This window comes from Chloroflexota bacterium (genome assembly GCA_034717495.1).
Taxonomy (GTDB): Bacteria; Chloroflexota; Anaerolineae; order JAAEKA01; family JAAEKA01; genus JAYELL01.
On sequence record JAYELL010000004.1, the window covers coordinates 1 to 21,365 of the forward strand.

Annotated in this window: 17 protein-coding genes, 1 tRNA gene and 2 pseudogenes; 15 read left to right on the forward strand and 5 right to left on the reverse strand. The window is 59.1% G+C overall.

Features of this window, described 5'->3' with window-relative positions:
• Window positions 1–304: 304 nt before the first annotated feature.
• The 3 genes from U9R25_01835 (at window position 305) to U9R25_01845 (ending at window position 2,607) form a co-directional block, all read left to right on the forward strand.
• Window positions 305–715 carry a hypothetical protein gene (locus tag U9R25_01835; protein ID MEA3334621.1) on the forward strand — a complete coding sequence of 137 codons (411 nt, stop codon included), beginning with the start codon at window positions 305–307 and terminating at the stop codon, window positions 713–715.
• A 143-nt stretch (window positions 716–858) separates the two neighbouring features.
• Window positions 859–1,545, forward strand: a complete 687-nt coding sequence (locus tag U9R25_01840) for a CDP-alcohol phosphatidyltransferase family protein (GenBank protein ID MEA3334622.1) — start codon at window positions 859–861, stop codon at window positions 1,543–1,545.
• A 123-nt stretch (window positions 1,546–1,668) separates the two neighbouring features.
• Window positions 1,669–2,607 (forward strand): PAC2 family protein, encoded by a 939-nt coding sequence (locus U9R25_01845; GenBank protein MEA3334623.1) that lies wholly within the window; start codon window positions 1,669–1,671, stop codon window positions 2,605–2,607.
• Window positions 2,608–2,624: 17 nt separating this feature from the next.
• Here the strand turns inward: U9R25_01845 and U9R25_01850 are convergent, their stop codons facing one another.
• The 5 genes from U9R25_01850 to rbsK form a co-directional block, all read right to left on the reverse strand.
• Complete coding sequence (locus U9R25_01850) at window positions 2,625–3,575, reverse strand: ribose ABC transporter permease (protein MEA3334624.1); 951 nt, start codon at window positions 3,573–3,575, stop codon at window positions 2,625–2,627.
• A complete protein-coding gene (locus U9R25_01855; protein ID MEA3334625.1) occupies window positions 3,565–5,229 on the reverse strand; it encodes a sugar ABC transporter ATP-binding protein in 1,665 nt (554 codons plus the stop codon). The genes U9R25_01850 and U9R25_01855 overlap by 11 nt, the downstream gene beginning before the upstream one ends.
• 213 nt (window positions 5,230–5,442) lie before the next feature.
• Window positions 5,443–8,100, reverse strand: coding sequence for a D-ribose ABC transporter substrate-binding protein (locus tag U9R25_01860; GenBank protein ID MEA3334626.1), 2,658 nt, complete (start codon window positions 8,098–8,100; stop codon window positions 5,443–5,445).
• Between the two features lie 25 nt (window positions 8,101–8,125).
• On the reverse strand, window positions 8,126–9,031 hold the full coding sequence (gene rbsC / locus U9R25_01865) for a ribose ABC transporter permease (protein ID MEA3334627.1): 906 nt from the start codon (window positions 9,029–9,031) through the stop codon (window positions 8,126–8,128).
• Between the two features lie 53 nt (window positions 9,032–9,084).
• The gene (rbsK, locus tag U9R25_01870; GenBank protein ID MEA3334628.1) at window positions 9,085–10,026 is read right to left on the reverse strand and encodes a ribokinase; all 942 of its coding nucleotides are present in this window, start codon (window positions 10,024–10,026) and stop codon (window positions 9,085–9,087) included.
• Between the two features lie 746 nt (window positions 10,027–10,772).
• On the opposite strand from rbsK, the gene U9R25_01875 reads away from it, so the two are divergent.
• The 12 genes and pseudogenes from U9R25_01875 to U9R25_01930 all read left to right on the forward strand — a co-directional run bounded on the left by U9R25_01875 (window position 10,773) and on the right by U9R25_01930 (window position 20,841).
• Entirely contained in the window at window positions 10,773–12,077 is a 1,305-nt protein-coding gene (locus tag U9R25_01875; protein MEA3334629.1) for an MFS transporter, read from the forward strand.
• A 198-nt stretch (window positions 12,078–12,275) separates the two neighbouring features.
• The gene (locus U9R25_01880; GenBank protein ID MEA3334630.1) at window positions 12,276–13,448 is read left to right on the forward strand and encodes an iron-containing alcohol dehydrogenase; all 1,173 of its coding nucleotides are present in this window, start codon (window positions 12,276–12,278) and stop codon (window positions 13,446–13,448) included.
• 213 nt (window positions 13,449–13,661) lie between these two features.
• A tRNA-Gln gene (locus tag U9R25_01885) sits at window positions 13,662–13,736 on the forward strand.
• A 417-nt stretch (window positions 13,737–14,153) separates the two neighbouring features.
• A pseudogene (locus U9R25_01890) lies at window positions 14,154–14,429 on the forward strand (type I restriction-modification system subunit M N-terminal domain-containing protein).
• A 4-nt stretch (window positions 14,430–14,433) separates the two neighbouring features.
• Window positions 14,434–14,700, forward strand: a pseudogene (locus tag U9R25_01895) (Appr-1-p processing protein).
• 7 nt (window positions 14,701–14,707) lie between these two features.
• A complete protein-coding gene (locus U9R25_01900) occupies window positions 14,708–14,989 on the forward strand; it encodes a hypothetical protein (GenBank protein MEA3334631.1) in 282 nt (93 codons plus the stop codon).
• A gap of 542 nt (window positions 14,990–15,531) precedes the next feature.
• On the forward strand, window positions 15,532–15,975 hold the full coding sequence (locus tag U9R25_01905; protein MEA3334632.1) for a hypothetical protein: 444 nt from the start codon (window positions 15,532–15,534) through the stop codon (window positions 15,973–15,975).
• A 46-nt stretch (window positions 15,976–16,021) separates the two neighbouring features.
• Window positions 16,022–17,335, forward strand: a complete 1,314-nt coding sequence (locus U9R25_01910; GenBank protein ID MEA3334633.1) for a DUF4038 domain-containing protein — start codon at window positions 16,022–16,024, stop codon at window positions 17,333–17,335.
• 103 nt (window positions 17,336–17,438) lie between these two features.
• Window positions 17,439–18,476 (forward strand): NAD(P)-dependent oxidoreductase, encoded by a 1,038-nt coding sequence (locus tag U9R25_01915; protein ID MEA3334634.1) that lies wholly within the window; start codon window positions 17,439–17,441, stop codon window positions 18,474–18,476.
• 139 nt (window positions 18,477–18,615) lie between these two features.
• Window positions 18,616–19,677: a glycoside hydrolase family 172 protein gene (locus U9R25_01920; protein MEA3334635.1), complete on the forward strand. Its 1,062-nt coding sequence runs from the start codon at window positions 18,616–18,618 to the stop codon at window positions 19,675–19,677.
• A gap of 23 nt (window positions 19,678–19,700) precedes the next feature.
• Entirely contained in the window at window positions 19,701–19,946 is a 246-nt protein-coding gene (locus U9R25_01925; GenBank protein ID MEA3334636.1) for a sulfatase-like hydrolase/transferase, read from the forward strand.
• A 271-nt stretch (window positions 19,947–20,217) separates the two neighbouring features.
• On the forward strand, window positions 20,218–20,841 hold the full coding sequence (locus U9R25_01930; protein MEA3334637.1) for a PfkB family carbohydrate kinase: 624 nt from the start codon (window positions 20,218–20,220) through the stop codon (window positions 20,839–20,841).
• Window positions 20,842–21,365 lie beyond the last annotated feature (524 nt).

A 21,365-nucleotide genomic window follows, 5' to 3' on the forward strand; every position in this document is an offset into this window, starting at 1 on the left:
GTCCAAACCCTCCCCGCGTCCTTCGCGCCCTTCGCGCTTCGCTTCCTTCGCGACCCTTCGCGCCTTCGTGGTCCAAACCCTCCCCGCGTCCCCGCGTCCTTCGCGCCCTTCGCGCCCTTCGCGCTTCGCTTCCTTCGCGACCCTTCGCGCCTTCGTGGTCCAAACCCTCCCCGCGTCCCCGCGTCCCCGTGTCACCCGATGACCGCGGACCGCCGTCCTCAGTTGTTCTGGCGCCCAAGACAGGGTATAATAAAAGGGAATGGCACTCCTCCAGCCGGCCCTGCATTCTTGAAAGGAGCCACGCATGGTCAAAGTTTTTTCGACCATAATCGGTATACTGCTCAGTATCATCGGCATCCTGGCCTACATCTCGACACCCAAGAAGCACATCACCGCTCTGTTTCCCGCATTTGTGGGTTTTCCCATGGTGATCCTGAGCCTGGTAGCCGTCACCGACGACGAAAAGGCTGCTGCAGCAATGCACGGCGCCACCGCAGTCTCCGCACTGGGACTGATCGTTTCCCTCCAGGGATTGTTCTTCCCGCAACTGTTTCGATCCACTGCCGACAGCGACCCTGGCGAGCATCAAGAACGTACATCCGTACAGACGGCTACGGCGACCCTTTGCGGGATTAACCAGGTGATTGCCATCAAATCGTTCGTGGACGCCAGGCGCCACGAGGAAAATTTCGTCCTGAAACTCGAAACCGATTGATCAAAAAAGGATCGGAAAAGATCAGCGAGGATCTGCGCCGAAGGTCCGCGCAATCAGCGCTGAAAAGAAAAAACCACAACCGCAGCGCTGTGCTGAGCGAAGCCGAAGCACAGGTTCTGGCTTGTCCAGGCTAGGAGGCCCTGATGTCAAAGATGAAGCCCCACGAAAGGGTCAATGATATTCTGCTTGGGCCACTGGAACGGCCTGCCCTGCAGTGGTTTGCCGCTCACATGCCAGCCTGGGTCACTCCCGATGTTCTGACGATTATCGGCACGATTGGCGCGTTCATTATTGCCATCAGCTACTGGCTGAGTCGCAGCAACCCTGCCTGGTTCTGGGTGGCCAGCCTGGGCCTTTTCATCAATTGGTTCGGTGACAGCCTGGATGGCACCCTGGCACGCTATCGCAACATCCGGCGGCCAAAATATGGCTTCTTCGTCGATCATACTGTGGACGCCTTCAACGAGATGGTGGTCATCCTTGGCCTGGGGCTGACCCTCTTTATCCGATTCGACTTCGCAGCCATGGCCCTTATCGGATACCTGCTCATGTCGGTGTTGGTCTATGTCACGACCTACGTGGATGGCGTCTTTAAAATCTCCTATGGCAGGTTCGGCCCGACAGAGATGCGGGCATTGCTGGTCATCCTCAATGCCCTGATGTTCTTCCTTGGTGCGATCTGGTTTACGCTTCCGGTCATCGGGATGATCTCCATCTATGATGTCCTGGTCGGCCTTGTGGCAACCGCCCTGATTATCGTATTCGTTGTATCATCCTATCGAAAAGCGCGGGAGCTTGCCCTTGAAGATCCCCCACCAAAGGTTCCATAACTCCTTGTGGATCAATGCAATTCGACATGCCGGGATGGCACACGGCTTCTTGCGCTATCCCTCCAATATTGACAATTGGCAATTGACCGGTAACCATTGACAATTAGCCCGGGAGGACTTGATATGGCCGAGTTGATTCATTTCTGGGAACAACCGAAAACACCACCGGCCGTGATGATTGCTGGCTGGTACCAATGGGCCGACGCGGGAAACATCTCCTCTGGCCTGCCCGAATACCTGATCAAACATGGCGATGCCAGGCGAATCGGTGAGATAAACCCCGACGGTTTTTACCTTTTTCAGATTCCAGGTACCCATCACTTCCTGCGGCCGGAGGTCACTCTTAAGGATGGCCAGATCGCCGCCATGGAACATCGAAGCAACAATATCTATTTCAGCGATCAGGTGAACAATGGCATGGCCATCTTCCTGGGTGAGGAACCCCACCTCGATGCCGACCGCTACGCCCAGGCATTCCTGGATGCTGCCGAGGCCCTGGGGGTGAAGCGCATCGCCGCAGTAGCAGGTGTCTATGGCTCAATGCCCTACGACAGGGAGAGAGATGTCTCCTGCGTCTTTAGCCTGCCTGCCATGCAAGAGCAATTGGCTGATTATTCCGTTAGATTCTCTGAATATCAGGGCGGCGCGACCATTGGCACCTTCATTGTCGATCTGGCCAAACAAAGGGGGATCGAAATGGTGATCTTTTACGCCTACGTCCCCGCTTACGACTTTTCCGATCAGGATGAGATGGTGCAGGGTGTCCGGATCGACAATGACTTCAAAGCCTGGTATGAGCTTCTCAGGCGCATCAATCGTCTGTATGACCTGAGAATGGACCTGTCTCAACTGGAGCAATATGCCGACGACCTGGTTGCTTCCATGGCAGACAAGATCGCCGACCTGGACCGCATGATGCCCGAATTGAAGGTCCGGGACTTCATGAAAAAGGTCGACGAGGAATTCACCGAAAAACCCTACATGCCCCTGGACGATATCTGGGAAGAAGAGTTGGGAGATCTGCTGGCCGGTTTCGACAACGGGGATAACAAAGAAGACTGATCGACGGACGCCGGACTCTACCTCCGGCGCTTGCTGAACAGGTCGAGCATTACAGCCAGGATAAATATCACACCTTTGATGACCTGTTGGGAATAAGATGGCACTCCCATCAGATTGAGGCCATTGGACAATACCCCGATAATAAACGCGCCTACCAGCGTGCCCCCGATTCCGCCGACCCCGCCGAAGAGGCTGGTGCCACCCAGCACCGGCGCGGCAATCGCGTCCAGTTCCCAGCCCACGGCTGCGTTGGGCTGAGCAGACCACAGGCGTGCCGTCAATAGCACACCCCCTAACGCCGCGGTGAAACCACATATCACATACACGGCCAGAATGACCCGCTGCGTCGGGATTCCTGCCAAGCGGGCCGTCTCCTCGTTGCCTCCAGTGGCATACACATGCAGGCCAAAACGGGTATGGCGCAGGATGATCCACGCCACCACGGCCAGCACGATCATGATGACCACCGGCACGGGGATTCCAAGGATTTTGCCGTTTCCCAACCAGATGAAAAGCTCATCCAGTCCGGCAATGGGCCGGCCTTCGGTATACACCAGCGTGAGTCCCCGGGCAATTGCCAGCATGGCCAGGGTTGCCACAAAAGGTGGCATGCCCCCCTTGACGATCATAAGACCATTGATGCCTCCCAATGCCGCGCCCGCCAGCAAAGCCAGGGCGATCCCGGGAACCGTGCCCAGCCCCTGATTCACCGCCAGTCCGGCGGCCAGGACCCCCGCCAGCGCCATCACCGAGCCCACAGAAAGATCGATTCCAGCCGTAAGCATGGTGAAGGTCATGCCGATTGCAACGATGGCGATCATCGAGGTCTGCAGCGCCACGTTGATCAGGTTCGAACGGGTGCGGAAATCAGGCGAAAGAACAACAAAAACCAGGCAGATCACCATGAAGATGATCAAAACGCTGAAGCGGCGAAGCACGCCCGTCAGTTGAAAAGAGCTATTGCCCATGCAACCCACCATTGCCAGAGTTCATCGCAGCCATCGTTCCCGTAGCTGCCCGCATTATGTCATCTTGATTGGCCTCATCCCGGCTGAACTCCCCCTCAATTCGACCCTCGTGCATTACCAGGATGCGGTCGCTCACCCCCAGCACCTCCGGCAGTTCCGATGAGATCATCAGCACCCCAACCCCCTCCTGAGCCAGTTGACTCATCAGGCCGTGGATTTCGGCCTTGGCGCCCACATCGATGCCCCGGGTCGGTTCATCCAGGATAAGCACCCTGGGCTCGAGAGTCAGCCAGCGCGCGATGACGACCTTCTGCTGGTTACCGCCCGAGAGATTGCCCACACGCTGCAACAGGCTGGGTGTTCGAATGTCCAGCTTTTCCACGAATTCCCCGGCCAGGCGATTGATGCTGGAGAAGTTCAGAAAACCACCCGCGGTTACCTGGTCCATAGAACTGATGGTAATATTATTGCGCACCGCCATGCTCATGAACAATCCCAGTTGCTTGCGATCCTCAGGCACCAGGCCAATCCCCAGTTCGATGGCATCCGACGGCGACCTGAGTCGTACCTCCTCCTCCTCGAAGAGAATCTGCCCCCCCTTGACCGGCCGGATTCCAAAGAGTGTTTCCGCCAGCGCTGTCCGACCCGCGCCCACCAGGCCGGCGATGCCCAGGATCTCGCCCCGGTGAAGCTGCAGGTTCACACCATGCAGCTCTCGGCCATCCTCCAGATCGCGAGCCTCCAGCACGACCTCTCTTTTTTCGGTTGCTGCCTTCGGATACATCTCCCCCAACTCCCGTCCAACCATCATCTGCACGATCCTCTCCTCGTCCACGTCAGAGCTTCGCACGGTGCCAACGGTCTTGCCATCGCGCAGCACAGTGACCCGGTCAGCGATCTCGAAGATCTCCTCCAGGCGATGAGAGATGAAGATGAGCGACACCCCGTCCGCCCGCAGGGATCGCATTTGCTGAAACAGGATGTCGGTCTCCCTGTCTGTCAGGGCCGAAGTCGGTTCATCCATCACGATCAAATCGGCACTGAGCGAGAGGGCTTTTGCCACCTCAATCATCTGCTGCTGCGCGATGCTCAGGCCCATCACCTCGGACCTGGGATCAATCTCCATATCGAGACGATCAAGCAGCCGCTGGGAGTCATCGTAGAGGCAGGACCAGTCGATGAAGGATGGGATGGCCCGCTGCGGTTCCCGACCCAGGTAGATGTTTTGACCCACCGTCAGGTAGGGGATCAGCGACAATTCCTGGTGGATCATGCTGATGCCCAGATCCTGAGCATCGGAAGGCGAGTTGATATCCACCTGGCGGCCCCGCAACAGGATTCGTCCCTGATCGCTGGGCTGGGCGCCGGTCAGTATCTTCATCAAGGTACTTTTGCCGGCGCCGTTTTCACCCACCAGGGCATGTATCTCACCCGGTGCTACCTCGAAGTCAACCTGGTCGAGAGCCTGAACACCGGGGAATGATTTTGAGATTCCTTCCATCTGCAGGAAGGTCTTGTCAGGGGAGTCGGTCACAGTGAAATGGTCAATAATCGATTGTCGATAGTCACTTGTCAATGACGGCGGCATGAGCAACACCAGGTGCTGCCGAAAGAAGTTCAGGCTGGGTGAAGCTCCTTCAGGGTAACCGGTCAACTGCAGAAAACACCGCGATTTGATGCATCAGACCTGAATGAACCGCAGACCTGTGCTGCCCACTCCGGGGCACCTGACGGTGAGCGTAGCCGAAGTATGACGCTGATGAACGCAGATTATCGCTGATCAATCAAAAAAAGATCAGCGATAATCTGCGCCGAAGGTCTTCGTAATCGGCGTTCCTCTGACTCATCCAGCTTAGGACTACGATTCCTATTGCGTGAACGAGGGTGCGTACTCGATAATGGTCTCCAGGGTGACCAGGCCCAACTGGACCGGTATGTACTCCACGATTGGATCGCCGTTCAGGAACTTGACCGCATTCTCCACCGCCAGCAACCCCATGGTCCTGGGCTTCTGTGCAATGGTGGCATCCAACCGCCCACTATCGACCGCAAGCAGGGCATCGTAGACGGCGTCGAAGCCTGTGAAGTTGATCTCATCGGCTCGTCCGGCGTCCTCAGCTGCCTCCAGCGCACCCAGGATCATTTCATCGTTGTGAGCGAAGACGGCGTCGATCTCCGACTGGGCCTGCAGGATGTTCTCGAACACCGTATAGCCCTCATCCCGGTTGAAGTTGGCTGTCTGCTGGGCCACGATCTCCAGGCCGGGACACTCCGCCGCCAGATACTCGTTGAAGCCCTGGCCGCGCTCCCGGGCTGCCGATGTGCCGGCGATTCCCTGAAGCTCCACTACCTTGCCGCTGCCTTCGAGCGCTTCACAAAGATATTCGCCAGCCATCTGCCCGCCGAAAACATTGTCGGAGGCGATATGGCCCACGATCTCTCCACCGGCCGCCGCACGATCGACGGTCAACACCGGGATCCCCGCCTGATTGGCCTTCTGGATCGAAGGCACAATGGCGTCCGCATCGGTGGGGTTGATCAGCAAGGCGTTGACACCCCGCTGGATCAGATCCTCGATATTGGTCGCTTCCTTGGCCGGATCGTCCTGGGCATCGGTGACGATCAACTTGACACCCTGGATGTCAGCCTGACTCTTGGCGCCCTCCTGCAGATCCACGAAGAAACGATTGTTGAGCGTGGAAAGCGACAGTCCGATCGTATAGTCGCCGGCAGGCTGGCTAACCATGCCAGAACCGGAGATCAACGCCAACTCGATGGGCTTATAGTCGGGCACCTCGGCCCCACCGATGTGGTCGATGGCAATTTTGACACTCTCGTTGCCCATGGTCCAGGGCAACTGGCCAACCGTTGCCGCCAGCACCCCCGATTCGACGGCCAGCCGCGCAGCGTCGATAGCATCGAAACCGACGAAGGTGATCTCCCGCGTCCGGCGCGCCGCGTCCGACGCCTCGATGGCGCCCAGGATCATCTCATCGTTGTGGGCAAAGACACCATCGATCTCGGGCTCGGCCTGCAGGATGTTCTCAAACACCGTGTAGGCCTCATCCCGGCTGAAGTTGGCCGTCTGCCTGGCGATGATTTCGATGCCCGAACATGACTCACTGGCCATGACCTTGTTGAAACCTTCGCTGCGATCCCGGGCAGCCGACGTGCCGGCGATTCCCTCCAGCTCAACCACATTGCCAACACCGCCCAGAATTTCGCACAAAGCAGCGCCGGCCGTTTCGCCACCCTGAACGTTGTCGGAAGCGATGTGGGAGACAATCTCGCCCCCATTGGCGCCGCGATCCACGGTAAAGACCGCAATGCCAGCCTGGTTGGCCTTCTGAATCGACGGCACAACCGCGTCGCTGTCGGTCGGATTGACAATGATCGCCCGGACCTTCTGCTGGATCAGGTCTTCGATGTTGGCAGCCTCCTTGGCAGAGTCATCCTGGGCATCGGTGACGATCAGCTCGAATCCACCTGCCTTGACGGCATCCTGGGCACCTTCCGCCAGGCTCACGAAAAAGGGATTATTCAGCGTGGAGAGAGAGAGGCCAATGCGGGTCAACACAGCCGTGCCCGCATCATCGACCTTCTCTACCGCCTCAGCCGTCACAAGCGCAAGGTCCACCGGGATATAGTCGCTCACATCCTTGCCGGCCAGATGATCCACGGCGGTCTGTACACCCAGAATACCCATTTCCGACGGAAGCTGGGCGACGGTACCCTGCAGCCTGCCACGGTCAATGGCCCGCTTGGCATCATTGATGGCGTCGAAGCCCACGAAGACGATCCCTTCGGCACGATCGGCAGCTTCGGCCGCCTCGATCGCACCCAGAACCATCTCATCATTGTGGGCAAAGACACCATCGATCTCCGGGTTAGCCTGAAGAATATTCTCGAAGACGGTGTACCCCTCGTCCCGGTTGAAATTGGCCGTCTGTTTGGCCACGATTTCCAGACCGGGGCACTCTTCCGCCAGATACTCGTTGAATCCCTGCCCTCGCTCACGGGCTGCCGACGTGCCGGCAATGCCCTCCATCTCGACAACGTTGCCCGATCCGCCCAGGGTCTCGCAAATGTAAGCGGCTGCCTTCCGGCCACCCGCCACATTGTCGGAGGCGATATGGGCGACGATCTCACCCCCATTGGCACCACGGTCAATGGTGAAGACGGGAATCCCCGCCGCGTTGGCCTTTTGAATGGAGGGAATCACAGAGTCCCCATCGGTGGGATTGACCAGCAAAGCAGCCACGCCCTGTTGAATCAGATCCTCGATATTGGTGGCCTCCTTGGCCGGGTCATCCTGGGCATCGGTGACCACCAGGTCAACGCCCAACTCACGAGCCTTGCCATTGGCGCCGTCCCGCAGCGTTACGAAGAATGGGTTATTCAGCGTCGACACCGACAGCCCGATACTGGTCTTGTCGCTACCTGCCGGGCCCGGCGAGCCGCACTGGGTCAATATCAGTGTCAGCACAATCAGCAGGGCAAAAATCAGATACTTTCGATGTTTCATCACGATCCTCCATGGGTTTGAATGGTCAGCGTACAGCCTTGTACACCAACAGTGCCAGGGCAATCACAACGCCGGTGACTACCGGCTGGTAAAAAGAAGGTACGTTCAACAGATTAAGGCCGTTGTTCAGGACGGCAATGACAAGCACGCCCAGCAGGGTGCCACCAAGCCCACCCTCGCCACCGGCAAAACTGGTGCCACCGACGACAACCGCAGCGATGGCATCGAACTCATAGGCCAGGCCGGCCGTCGGCTGGGCGGAATTCAGGCGGGCAATCAGAATCATCCCGGCCAGCGCGGACAGGAATCCGGCCAGCACATAGACAAAGGAGGTGTACCGGTCCACGTTGATGCCCGCGTAGCGAGCAGCCACCGGGTTGTTGCCCAATGCGTAGATGTACTGGCCAATGAACGTGCGGTTCAGAATAATCCAGTTAACAATGTAGACCAGGGCCATGATCAGGATGGGCATCGGTATCGGACCAATCGAACCCTTGGCGATGAAGCGAAAGCTGTCCGGCAAACCGGTGATGGGACGGCCCTGGCTGTAGGTGAGGGCCAGCCCGCGCGCGATCGTCATCATGCCCAGAGTCGCCACAAAGGGAGGCACCCGCGCCTTCGTGATCACCAGGCCGTTAACCAGTCCCAGCAGGGCACCCAGCGCCAGCCCGATCCCCACCGCCGCCGGTACGGCAACACCTTTTTGCATCATGTCGGCTGACACAATGGTGCTCAAGGCTAGAATCGAGCCGACCGAGAGATCGATTCCTGCGGTCAGGATGACAAAGGTCATGCCGACGGCGATGATGCCATTGATCGTCGACTGTTTCAACACGTTGACCATGTTGTCGACCGTCAGAAAACGATCGGAGAGCAAAGTCAGCGCAGCGCACAACAGTAAAAAGGAGAGTGCAAGGCCATAGCGTTGCATGATCTCCCGCACGCCTATCGATGGTCGCAGTGAGACACTGTTAGCAGACATGCTCAATCCACCAATGCACTGGTGCCGTCCAGCAGGCCAAGCAGGTCCTGGCGCTCCGGCAAGGAAGGTTGGGCGCCAAATCGCGTAGCAGCCAGGGCGCCGGCCGCGTTGCCCCAGCGTGCCGCTTCGAAGACCGGCTTTCCTTCTGCCATGGCCACCGCGAGACCTGCCACGAAAGCATCGCCGGCAGCCGTGGTATCGACAACCTGAACCGGAAAGGCAGGCACTGTTTGGCTGCCTTGCAGTCCCAGTACCAGGGCGCCTTGGCTGCCCAGCGTCAGCACCACGATATCAGGACCCAGCTCCCGTACCGCCGAGGCAACCGCCCCGAAATCGGCGGAGTCGGATTGGGAAATGCCAGCCAGCGCCAGCGCTTCACCTTGATTGGGAATCAGAACATCCACCATCTCCAGCAGGTCCGCGGAAAGGGCATCGGCCGGCACCGGGGCAGGATTCAGAACAACCGGGGTGCCGTGAGCACGAGCCACGGAAGCCGCGTGCGCCACCGTTTCCAGTGGGCTTTCCAGTTGCAGAAGAAGAAGATCCGCGGTGGCGATGGCTTCTTCGGCGGCATCCACATCGGCCGGGGAAAGCTCAGCATTGGCGCCCGATGCCACGACGATGCAGTTCTCGCCGGCATCGTCGACAATGATCATCGCGACGCCGCTGGCTACGCCCGATTGTTTGATCACGTGCTGGGCATCGACGCAGTTGGCCGCCAGGTTCAAAAGAAGTGGCCGGCCGAAGTCATCGTCGCCTACCCGGCCAACCATGCCAACCCTGGCACCCAGCCGGGCCGCGGCTACAGCCTGATTGGCGCCTTTGCCACCGGGCACGGTATGAAGGTCATGGCCGATAATCGTTTCACCCGGTTGGGGAATACGCGGCGAACGAATCACCAGGTCCATATTGAGGCTACCGACGACGGTGATCCGTGCGTTCATGCAAACAGGGTCCTTTCGGTGACGCAACGATGCTGAAAGAAGTTCATGACGTGGCACCCAGGCCAGTTGAATAGCAAGTATAACACATCGAATCGACGCTGCCCATCGAATTGTAACCATGTTTGTGAAGTTGGTCAACCCGCCGGGGCCCACGGGCATGCCTATCCCGGTTGAGGTTTCAAAGTGGCATTGCTCTCGTGTTGGCATCCGGACAGCCCCCCCGGCCCCCCCAGAGGGGGGTGATCTGACCTGGATTCCCCCCTTTGGGGGGTTAGGGGGGCCAAACACCCATGGAAAAAACTCGCTGTTGCGTCGCTCCCGCGGTCATCCTCGCGGACGCGGGGAACGCGGGAGTCCATCGAGGTCGCCCGTGACGATTGGTAGTCCTGGGCGTGGCAAGTTTCTAAGCACGCTCTCGCCGACAGGCGTGCACCACATTGTCATTGCGAGAAGGCCCCCCGGGCCGACGAAGCAATCTCAAGGTTTCTCCGGAAACCAACCTTTGTGACGCAACAATGCACGAGACTGCCACGTCGATCCAGGATACCATGGCCTTGCATCCGCCGGGGTTTCTATCAAAAAATTCACTTATTCATTGAGGAACTTCAAGTTTATATTGACTTTTCTTAATTCCTGTGTTAACCTTCTTTCTGTCGGGTAGAAACCAGTCACCACCCTGGAACCTTTTGCCGTTGGCAACGTATCACTCTTTGAACAGACGGAACCTCCCTGGAGCGTAACGACTCATGAGCGGTGATTTCAAACAGATGCGTCCCTTTTTCATCATCTGGGGCGGACAGGCCCTCTCCCTCCTGGGCAGCAGCCTGGTACAATTCTCTCTGGTCTGGTGGCTGACCGAATCAACCGGCTCGGCCACGGTGTTGGCGACGGCGACCATGGTCGCCATTCTGCCTGGCATTTTTATTGGCCCTCTCGCAGGTGCCCTGGTAGATCGCTGGAAACGTCGCTGGGTCATGCTGGTCGCCGATGCTATCGGCGCATTGGCTACCCTGGGGCTTGCCATCGTTGCCTGGCAGGGGCTCATGGAGCCGTGGCACGTGTATATCACCATGTTCGTCCGGGCGTTGGCCGGCGCCTTCCACTGGCCCGCTATGCAGGCATCCACCTCACTGATGGTGCCGGATAAGCATCTGTCCCGGGTTGCCGGCCTCAACCAGACCTTGCACGGCGCTATGAATATCGTCGCCCCACCCATGGGCGCTTTGTTACTCAGCCTGATGTCCATAGAGCGCATCATGATGATCGACGTCGCGACCGCCGCCTTCGCCATCGTGCCCTTACTTGTGATCGATGTGCCGCAACCGCCCAAAACAGAAGAGCCCCTTCCAGCAGACAAACCGTCGGTCCTGGCCGATGTCAAGATGGGCCTTCGTTACGTCTGGAGCTGGCCTGGCCTGATGATAATCATGGTCATGGCCATGGTCATCAATTTCACGGTCAATCCCGCCTTTACCCTGCTGCCCATTTTGGTTGTCGACAACTACGATGGCACCGCCTGGCACCTGGGCGGCATGGAGGCGGCCTTTGGCATCGGCGTGGTCCTGGGCGGCCTGGTCCTGGGTGCCTGGGGCGGATTCCGCAAGCGCGTCCATACTGCGCTTTTCGGCCTGATCGGCATGGGAGTCGGAATTACCATGCTGGGTGTTTTGCCGGCCGGCGCCTTCATTCTCGGCATGCTGGCGCTGTTTATCGCAGGAGTCATGAACCCCATCACCAACGGGCCCATCATGGCCTTGATGCAGGCCGAGGTGGCACCTGATATGCAGGGACGGGTCTTCACCCTGCTGGGCAGCGCCTCGATGGCCATGACACCCCTGAGTCTGGCCGTAGCCGGACCGATCGCCGACGCATTCGGTGTCCAGCTCTGGTACCTGCTCGGTGGATTGACCTGTATCATCATGGGGGTAGGTGCTTTCTTCATCCCCGCGCTGAACACCCTGGAAACCAACCCCAACGGTAAAGGGACCGATCAGGACACTGCCCCAGCCGTGGGCACATCCCTCCCGGTTGCAGAGGATCAGGCTTCGTAACCCAGCCTCACAATTGTCATTGCGAGAAGGCCCCTCTCCCCGCGTCCCCGCGTCTCCGTGTCGCCCCCTCACCGTGTCCCCTCCTCCCCGCGTCCCCTCTCCCCGTGTCCCCCCTCCCCGTGTCCCCCCTCCCGCTGGCGCCCGACCGCCCCCTATGGCATAATCCATCCCCACAACCATGCCACCTGGAGACCATCCATGCCCTTCGCTTTCGAATTTGCCACCACCCGTCGCATTCTCTTCGGCCCCGGCAGCCTGGGCAACCTGCCTGACATCGGGCAAACGCTGGGCCAGTCTCCCTTGCTGGTCACCGGCAGCCAGGCGAATCGATTCCCCTTGATCGAAATGCTGCAAGCCACAGGCCTGGAAACGACCATCTTCTCCGTCACCCACGAACCGACCACCCAGACAGTCCTGCAGGGCGTTTCGCTGGCCCGGGAATCCGATTGTGACATGGTCATCGCGATCGGTGGTGGCAGCGTCCTGGACGCGGGCAAGGCCATCGCCATGTTGATAGCCAATGGCGGAGAGCCGCTGGATTACCTTGAGGTGATCGGGCGCGGCCTGCCCATCACCGAGCCATCGGCCCCCTTCCTGGCCATTCCCACCACCGCCGGTACCGGCACCGAGGTAACCCGCAACGCCGTTTTGAAATCCCCACAGCACGGCGTCAAGGTCAGTCTGCGCAGCCCTTTCATGCTGCCGGCGATAGCGCTGGTCGATCCCCAATTGACCCACAGCCTTCCTCCCGGGATCACCGCCAGCACCGGCCTGGACGCCCTTACCCAGGTCGTTGAGCCCTATGTCTCCCACCGCGCCAATCCCCTCACCGACGGTCTATGCCGCGAGGCCATGGTGCGCGCTGCCCGTTCACTGGAAGCTGTCTGCCAGGATGGCGATGACGCGTCAGCGCGCTATGACATGGCCGTGACCAGCCTGTTTGGCGGATTGGCCCTGGCCAACGCGGGTTTGGGCGCCGTGCATGGCTTTGCGGGCCCCATGGGCGGCATGTTCCCGGCCCCTCATGGCGTGATCTGCGCCAACCTGCTGCCCCACGTCATGGCCGCCAATGTGCAGGCACTGCATACCCGCGACCCGGCGTCCCCGGCCCTGTCCCGCTACGACCAGGTCGCCCGCCTGCTGACCGGCCAGGTCGATGCCGCGGCGACCGATGGGGTCGCCTGGGTAGGAACCCTGGTGGACAAACTGGCCCTTCCCGCTCTTTCCGATTACGGCGTAACCGCGGATCTTTTCCCCGAGATCATCGAGAAAGCACAGCGGGCCAGCAGTATGAAAGGTAACCCCATCCAGCTCACCGAGGAAGAGCTTTTGTCCATCCTTGCCGCTGCCACCGGTTCGATGGGTCCTTGATGATCGGAATGTTAGAGAGTCGGAGAGTCCAAGGGTCGCCGTGTCCCCCCTCCCCGCGTCCCCGTGTCCCCCCATCCCCGCGTCCCCGTGTCCCCCCATCCCCCTCCCCGTGTCCCCCCATCCCCGTGTCGCCGTGTCCCCCTCCCCGTGTCCCTGCGTCGTCGTCGGATCATTTGTCAAAGAGGGTCAATCGTGGTAGAATTTCCGCTGCACTGGGGCGTCGTCTAATTGGCAGGACAACTGACTCTGGATCAGTAAGTTGGGGTTCGAGTCCCTGCGCCCCAGCCAAAACCCACGATTGCGACTAGCTGACTATGGTATCAGTTAGTCGCTTTTGCTTTCTCCGACCAACTGACTTTTTCCAACCCGAGTTGTCCTGTGACTCGTTGCTCAAAACCGTGATATATGATGAAACTGACCTCGTTACTTGCGACAAAAAGTTGACGCCATTCTGCAGTGACATTGACCTGGGCAGCATTCTGTCGGCCTGCTCCTCTCAGCGTAACGACACAGTTCGCCAGCTCCCACTTCTCGATCTCATCACACATTCAGCAGTTCCGAGGGGTCGAATTGGGGTCAGCACTCACCGAGGCACGCAGGGCACCCACGGGACTAATGCCGTTATCTGCAAGACAGGTCGCATTTCTTTGAAGATCCTTTGTACTCCATAGGATCTTCACACCGCGCTTCCACCGAAAAAACCAAATGGACTCATCTCAACTCAACTGGATTACCAACTTCATCTGGGGCATTGCAGACGACGTGCTGCGCGATCTCTACGTGCGCGGCAAGTACCGGGATGTCATCCTGCCCATGACGGTCATCCGCCGGCTTGATGCGGTGCTTGAACCGAGCAAACAGGCCGTGCTCGATATGAAGGCCAACCTGGATCAGGTGGGCATCGTGGACCAGAGATTGGCCCTGCGCCAGGCCGCCGGCCAGGCATTTTGTAACACATCGAGATTTTCCTTGAAGGACCTGCTGTTACGTGAAAGGTCCCTATGGTCCCTATGCCGAAAACCTTCGCCACGTGTTTCGCGCCATAGAAGGCCACCTGGTTACAGGCTACGCTGACGGGGATGATGTGCCCGACAAGCAGATATTTCTGGTTCCCGGTGCTGTACAGGATGCAACCGATTTCTTGGCGGACCATGGCGAGAGCCTGGCCCGTTTCGACCGGGTTGTGCGCTTGGCGGAGGGCTTCCAGACACCCTTCGGTCTGGAGCTTCTGGCGACCGTTCACTGGGTGATTGTCCACGATGGAGGGCCTCAGCCACCACGCCCAGGATCTGGCCTTCTTCTACGGCACTCCCTCGCCGGGAAATCCCCAGGCACAGATCCTCTATGCCCAGAACCGCTTTTCGATTACCCGCCAGAATGCCCGCATCGAACATGATAAGGCGTTGCAGGGGCATAACTTTCCGCAAAACCTCCTCCACCGGGATGATCTCTCTGCCTTCCACGAACCGCGGCCTATTCGATCCGGCATGTCAATACCAATGTTGACAACCGTGGCGGCGCATGCTAGGATTGTGTCATGAAGTATGACAGTATGACTTTCATGACAGGAGATGATTCAGTGGCAAGCAAATTGTCAATCATGCAGGAAAAAGGTCAGGTAACCATTCCGGCTGAGATCCGACAGTTGCCACCGCTTGATTTCGCCCTCCTCTTGTGCTAGACTGAACGAGGAGAGGCGCGGAACTTCGTATCGGCTTTCTGTTGTTTTCGGGTCCGTCTCAATTTCACCGGCGTCGAGCCAGCTCCGCTCGACGCAATTGAGCCCGGATGCCCCCCCTGCGCGGCTGGACAGGCCGTGGGCGCAGATGCTGCCGATGCAGGCTGGTCCGCCGCCAACCCTCGCTCTCACAGTCGGCGTACAGCAGCCCTCGACACTACGTTATGTATAGCTCCAGCCGGGGGCGCCGCTTACCAAACCTGCCGCCACATATTTGCAGAGCTGAGGTGAAAGACAGGGTGTCGGTTATCGGGAGGCCCCATGCTGTACAGCCAACGCATTTCAACCCGTTCCGCGTCCGAGTTGAGGATCTCGATCGCTGATCTATTGGAATCCACTTCGCGGATGATGATATTGGCGGTGGGCAGTCTGTTTGTGTTCTGGGTACTGGCTGTCACCGTCTTTCTTTTTTCACGACCGGTGGGCCAACTCGGGTGGCGTCTGTTGCCCTTGTTTATTCCCTTCTGGCTCCTGGCTTTATGGCTGATTCCCAGAAGCCTGACGGCAGCGCAGATTGTCTGGCAAGCAGGATTAGCTGCAACCATCCTCCTGACCATCTATCTGTTTCGAGCGCCGGAATTCGCCTTTTTCCTTGCCCTCCTGCCCTTGATGGGGTTTTTGTATCGATCGTGCCTTTGGTGCTGGTATACCTTGTATTCCGCAGATGGTTTGTGGCCGGGGTCATGGAGGGTGCCATCAAGGGATAAACCCTCCGCGTGGCCAGCTCAGTATTTCTACGCCGGCGCTACTTCGGAACCCATTCTCAGCTTCGCTTGTTGCCGGGGGTAGACCCGATGGCTCTACTCCCAGCTTCGGTTGGCAGAATCGTCACCCTATGACTTCACTAGAGATATCAAAGAGCAGGGATATTTTCATCCGCAATGCCCGGCCGTTCTTTTACCTGGCCGATACCGTTTGGAGCGCCTTTACCAATGCTTCCCGCCAGGAATGGGACCATTACCTGACCTATCGTCAGCGCCAGGGCTTCAATGTGCTTCAGATCAATGTCCTGGCTCAATGGGACCGCTCCGAGTCCGATCTCCAACGCCACCCCTTCAACCTCAACAGCGACGGCACTTACGACTTTCATCAACTCAACGATGCCTATTTTGACCGCGCTGAACAGATGCTGGCCATGGCCGTCGACCGGGGGTTCATACCGGCGTTGGTGCTGTTGTGGTCCAATTACGTTCCCGGTACTTTTTTCGATAACCTGGCCTATCGGGACGTGATGCCCAAGGAGCAAATCGCGCCCTACGTTGAGTACGTAGCCAAACGATTTGCCAGATTCAACCCCATCTTCTTCGTCAGCGGCGACACCAATTTTGAAAAAGACATTGCAGCTGAACACTATTACGCGGCGCTGGAAACCGTCAAACGAATCACGCCGCAAGCCTTGACCTCCTTGCATCTCTGCGGTGGCCTTATCGACGCCCCCGCGCCCGATCCGGTTGAAATCCCCCGCCTGCTTCTTGAGTCGCCCCATCTTGACTTCTACCAGTATCAGTCCAGCCATTTCTATGACCACGGTCCCCGCTGCTACACCTATGCCCAATCCTTTTACCACCAGCCCATCAAACGGCCTATTATCAACGGCGAGCCCTGCTACGAAGGGTTAGAGTTCAACGATCATCGCCACGGCCCGGCGGAAATCAGACAGGCGACATGGTTCAGTCTTCTCTCCGGGGCCAAGGCAGGAATCGCCTATGGCGCACAGGGAATCTGGCAGTGGCACCGAAAAGGCAATGCCTACCCGCCGGCGATGGACGACGACCGGCCACTGCTGTACCGCTGCGAGGAACCCTTCGACTGGCGTACAGCCCTGAGATTTGACGGCGCCTGGGAATGCGGCTTTGCCCGCTGGCTTTTTGAGACATACGACCTGTTTGATATTGAACCCCGGCAGGAGATTCTGAATCCGACCGCAAACATTCGCATGTCGGCCACCGGTGATCACTCAAAAGTGGTGATCTATAGTCCCTACGCTACGGAGATACAACTGGCTGTCGATCTAAGCCGGCTCGATTGGAGAATGATTGTTTTAGGCGATAAACAGATCGCCCGACCGGAGGTCGTCGCAAGGCAGCAAGGCTCCGCTATCAAGATGCCTCCGTTTAACTCAGATATGCTCTTTATCGGGAATTCGTAATCAGCATGGACCGCCTGCGCCGCGGCCAACCGATCATCGACACCCGCTGGTTCAAATCTCATACTTCGTAACCAGGTAGAAGATACTTCTTTCTGGAGGAAATATGCCGAACAAACCTCTGGTCATCGTCGACCCCCATTTTCGCCGCATGGCGGAGATCTTTTCTCCACACGACCTGGACCGGCTTCACCGCACCGTCGACGTCGTGTGGGGCCAGGACGACCCTATGCCCATGCCGGCTTTTCTTGAGGCGCTACCCCGTGCCAGGGCGGTTGTCACCGCCGATTGGCGCTATGGCGATGTGTTGGCGCAAGCCAGCAATCTCCGGGCGCTGCTCACCGTGTCCGGCGGCTTTCCCCTGGACCTGGATTATGCAACCTGTTTTGAGCGGGGAATCCGGGTGCTTTCAGCCGCGCCCGCCTTTGCCCGGCAGGTGGCGGAGATGTCGCTGGGAATGGCCCTGGCCGCCAGCCGCAACATCGTCCTCGGCGATCAGGCCTTTCGGGCCGGCGAGGAGAAGTGGCAACACGAGGGCAACGTAGGCACATTCTTGCTCTTCGACAAGCCGGTGGGCTTCATTGGCTTCGGCAGCCTGGCCCGCGCCCTCAAGCCGCTGCTGGCTCCCTTTGACTGCCCCATTTCGGTCTACGATCCCTGGCTGGGCGATGGCTATCTGCAACGACAGGGAGTCGCGCCGGTCAGCCTTGAGGAACTGCTGCAAACGTCACTGGTGATTTTCGTACTGGCCGTTCCCAGCAGCGAGAACCGGGCGCTTCTCTCCCGCCAGTTGCTGGAATTGATCCAGCCCGGCGCGGTGTTGGTGCTGATGAGCCGGGCCCATGTGGTTGATTTCGACGCCCTGACCGAGCTCGTCCTGGCCGGCCGTTTCAAACTGGCCACCGATGTGTTTCCCAACGAACCATTGGGGCAGAAGCATCCCATCCGTAATGCCACGGGCGCGGTGCTTTCCGCTCATCGGGCGGGTTCGGTAGAAGAGGGGCTATGGGAAATCGGCGAGATGGTGGTCGATGATCTGGAGGCCATTGCCCGCGATCTGCCGCCGCAGCGCTTGCAACTGGCCCAACCGGAGCTGGTTGCTCGTTATGCCAGCAATGCTACCTCTCCCGCCGGTGAAGAATAATCGCTGGTTGGTTTCGATATGAGTACCAGTTCGAAGTGATTGGAGGCGCTGCTCATCGATCCCTATATCCCCACCGTTGACGTGGCGCAGAGTTTTTTTGATGATATTCTGGCAACCCACGCAATGGAGGATCAACCAAATGAACATTGACCTGAACAACATCTTCGAAAAACGCGATGCCGAGTCCCGCTCGTTGAGCGCCGAAAACTTCCGCGCCGAAAAGGGACAGGGTGGCATGGCAACGGCAGAAAACACCCTGCACCCCGGCTCGGCCGAGGCCGCCAGTGAACTGGGGCAGGGCTGGAAGGTATCACCCTGCCTCTCCATTCCCGCCGGCCAAACCGTCGAGATCATGGACAACGACGGCCCTGGCGTCATCCGCCATATGTGGATGACCCTGGACGACAAGCTCTTCCGCGATATCATCCTGCGCATCTTCTGGGACGACGAGGCAACGCCGTCGGTGGAATGTCCCATCGGGGACTTCTTCTGTTGCTCCTGGAATGCCAGCCAGCGGATTCTGGCTCAGCCGATCAATGTGAACTCGGTCCGGGGGCTGAACTGTTTTTTCCCAATGCCCTATCGCAAGCACGCGCGGATCACCCTGCACAACGACTCCCCCCACGACCTGGCCCAGTTATACTACACTATCAACTACACCCTGGAGCCGGTCCCTGAGGAATCCCTCTACTTCCACGCGCAGTGGCGGCGTACCAACCCCTTGCCCTATATGACCGATTATACCCTGGTTGATGGCATCTCGGGGCAGGGGCAATACGTGGGCACTTTCATGGCCTGGCAGACCAACAACAGCGGCTGGTGGGGTGAAGGCGAGATCAAGATGTTCGTTGACGGCGATGATAAATACCCCACCATCTGTGGGACCGGCACCGAAGATTACTTCGGCGGCGCCTGGTGTTTCGCGGACGGAAACTACTCCGCACCCTATTTCGGGTACCAGTTGGTCACCGGGGAGGTTGACAGGCCAGGCGCGCGGGTCACCCTTTACCGATTTCATATCCTCGATCCGGTCTTTTTCAAGCGCGACTTACGGGTTACCATTCAAGCACTGGGATGGCGCAGCGACCAGCGCTACCTTCCCCTGCAGGATGACATTTCTTCAGTAGTCTATTGGTATCAAACCGATCCTCATGGGCCATTCCCGGAACTGCCCGACCGCAACGCCAGAGAGATCATCTAGTCGATTAGAAAGGAATGACAACGATGCCTTCAGGCCAACCCAATATCCTGTTGATCACCACCGACCAGCAGCGTTTCGATACCGTCGGCCCCCACGCGCCCGGCTTTCTGCGCACCCCTCATTTTGATACGCTGGCCCACGAGGGGATCACCTTCTCTCGCGCTTATGCCGATTGCCCGATTTGCGTGCCTTCCCGGGTCTCCATCATGACCGGAAAAACCATCTTCAACCACGGCATGGCCTATTTCGGGGATACCGCCACCCAATAGACCTCAAGAGCGATCGCTACGACGTCATCATCCCCGGCGATTACTTCTGCGACCTGATCTTCACTGGCCTGCCCGAGATGCCGCGGCTGGGCGCCGACATCTTCGCCAGCGGCTTCGAGCTGGTTGTTGGCGGCGTTTTCTACCCCGTGCTGGCGCTGCACCGTTTGGGCGGCCGGCCGACGTCGGTACCGACCTGTTCAGTCGCTTTGTTCTGGAACAGGCGGATAGGGAGGGGCTCGACACCAGCCTGTTTCGGCAGCACGCCCAGCCGATGCAGCGGGTAGCCAGTTCCTTCTCCTTCCAGAACGAACGGGCCATTGTGAGCTACGTCGACAACCGCAAGGAAGTCATTCCAGTCGGCCTGGTCGAACGCCTCTGCCCGCGCGTGTTGCTGTTGCCCGGTCTGACCTTTTGGCCCGATCTGCTGGCAGTGAACGCTTTGCCCAATCGTTCCCAGATCCTGGTCTACCAGGAATGCCAGCACACCGATCGTACGTTGGCCAATCCCGGCCTGGCGGAGGCGCTGGCCGCTGTCGACATCTTTGCTCCTAACGAGGGAGAGGCACTGCAGCTCACCGGTGCCGCCACGGCCGAGGACGCCCTGGCCCGTCTGGCACAGATCGTGCCGATGGTCATCATCAAGCTGGGCGCGCAGGGAGCAATCGCTCAGCGGGGCAAGGAAACAGCCCGCTCGCCCGCGCTGGCGGTCCACGTGGTCGACACCACCGGCGCGGGGGACAGCTTCAACGCCGGTTTTCTCTATGGTTTGCTGCAGGACATGTCCCTGCAGGATTGCCTGCGCTGCGGCAACATCGTCGGTGGACTCTCCACCACCGCACCCGGCGCCCAGGCCGTGCCCGACGGAGCTACCCTGGCCCGGCTCCTGCGCCCTTAGTAACTGCTGTTTCGCAGTTCTACCGACCACCGACCGCTGACTGCTGACCGCCGACCACCGACCGCGGACCGCCTGTTACCGACCACCGACCGCGGTCCGCCGTCTTCTGGAAGCGGTCTGCGGTCCGCCGTCTGCCGTCTTCTGGAAGCGGTCCGCCGTCTTCTGAAAGCTGACCGCCGACCGGTGTCAACTTCCTTCGTGCCCTTCGCGCTTCGTGTCCTTACCTCACGGTACGCCTGCTGGCGCGTGACCCTTCGCGCCTTCGTGGTCCAAACGCACCGACCGAAGACCACCGTGTCGCCCAATCGCCGTGGCGCCCAATCGCCGCGTTGCCGTCCGCCGTCTGCGGTCTTCTGAAAGCCGTCTGCCGTCCGTTGTCTGTGGTCCTCTGAAAGCCGTCCGCCGTCTTCTGAAAGCTGACCGCCGACCGGTGTCAACTTCCTTCGTGCCCTTCGCGCTTCGTGTCCTTACCTCACGGTACGCCTGCTGGCGCGTGACCCTTCGCGCCTTCGTGGTCCAAACGC

Excerpts from the sequence above, each read along its gene's own strand:
- U9R25_01835 (MEA3334621.1), top strand. The coding sequence starts at position 305 with ATGGTCAAAGTTTTTTCGACCATAATCGGTATACTGCTCAGTATCATC.
- U9R25_01840 (MEA3334622.1), top strand. The coding sequence starts at position 859 with ATGTCAAAGATGAAGCCCCACGAAAGGGTCAATGATATTCTGCTTGGG.
- U9R25_01845 (MEA3334623.1), top strand. The coding sequence starts at position 1,669 with ATGGCCGAGTTGATTCATTTCTGGGAACAACCGAAAACACCACCGGCC.
- U9R25_01850 (MEA3334624.1), bottom strand. The coding sequence starts at position 3,575 with ATGGGCAATAGCTCTTTTCAACTGACGGGCGTGCTTCGCCGCTTCAGC.
- U9R25_01860 (MEA3334626.1), bottom strand. The coding sequence starts at position 8,100 with ATGAAACATCGAAAGTATCTGATTTTTGCCCTGCTGATTGTGCTGACA.
- rbsC (MEA3334627.1), bottom strand. The coding sequence starts at position 9,031 with ATGCAACGCTATGGCCTTGCACTCTCCTTTTTACTGTTGTGCGCTGCG.
- rbsK (MEA3334628.1), bottom strand. The coding sequence starts at position 10,026 with ATGAACGCACGGATCACCGTCGTCGGTAGCCTCAATATGGACCTGGTG.
- U9R25_01875 (MEA3334629.1), top strand. The coding sequence starts at position 10,773 with ATGAGCGGTGATTTCAAACAGATGCGTCCCTTTTTCATCATCTGGGGC.
- U9R25_01880 (MEA3334630.1), top strand. The coding sequence starts at position 12,276 with ATGCCCTTCGCTTTCGAATTTGCCACCACCCGTCGCATTCTCTTCGGC.
- U9R25_01900 (MEA3334631.1), top strand. The coding sequence starts at position 14,708 with ATGGAGGGCCTCAGCCACCACGCCCAGGATCTGGCCTTCTTCTACGGC.
- U9R25_01905 (MEA3334632.1), top strand. The coding sequence starts at position 15,532 with ATGATGATATTGGCGGTGGGCAGTCTGTTTGTGTTCTGGGTACTGGCT.
- U9R25_01910 (MEA3334633.1), top strand. The coding sequence starts at position 16,022 with ATGACTTCACTAGAGATATCAAAGAGCAGGGATATTTTCATCCGCAAT.
- U9R25_01915 (MEA3334634.1), top strand. The coding sequence starts at position 17,439 with ATGCCGAACAAACCTCTGGTCATCGTCGACCCCCATTTTCGCCGCATG.
- U9R25_01920 (MEA3334635.1), top strand. The coding sequence starts at position 18,616 with ATGAACATTGACCTGAACAACATCTTCGAAAAACGCGATGCCGAGTCC.
- U9R25_01925 (MEA3334636.1), top strand. The coding sequence starts at position 19,701 with ATGCCTTCAGGCCAACCCAATATCCTGTTGATCACCACCGACCAGCAG.
- U9R25_01930 (MEA3334637.1), top strand. The coding sequence starts at position 20,218 with ATGCAGCGGGTAGCCAGTTCCTTCTCCTTCCAGAACGAACGGGCCATT.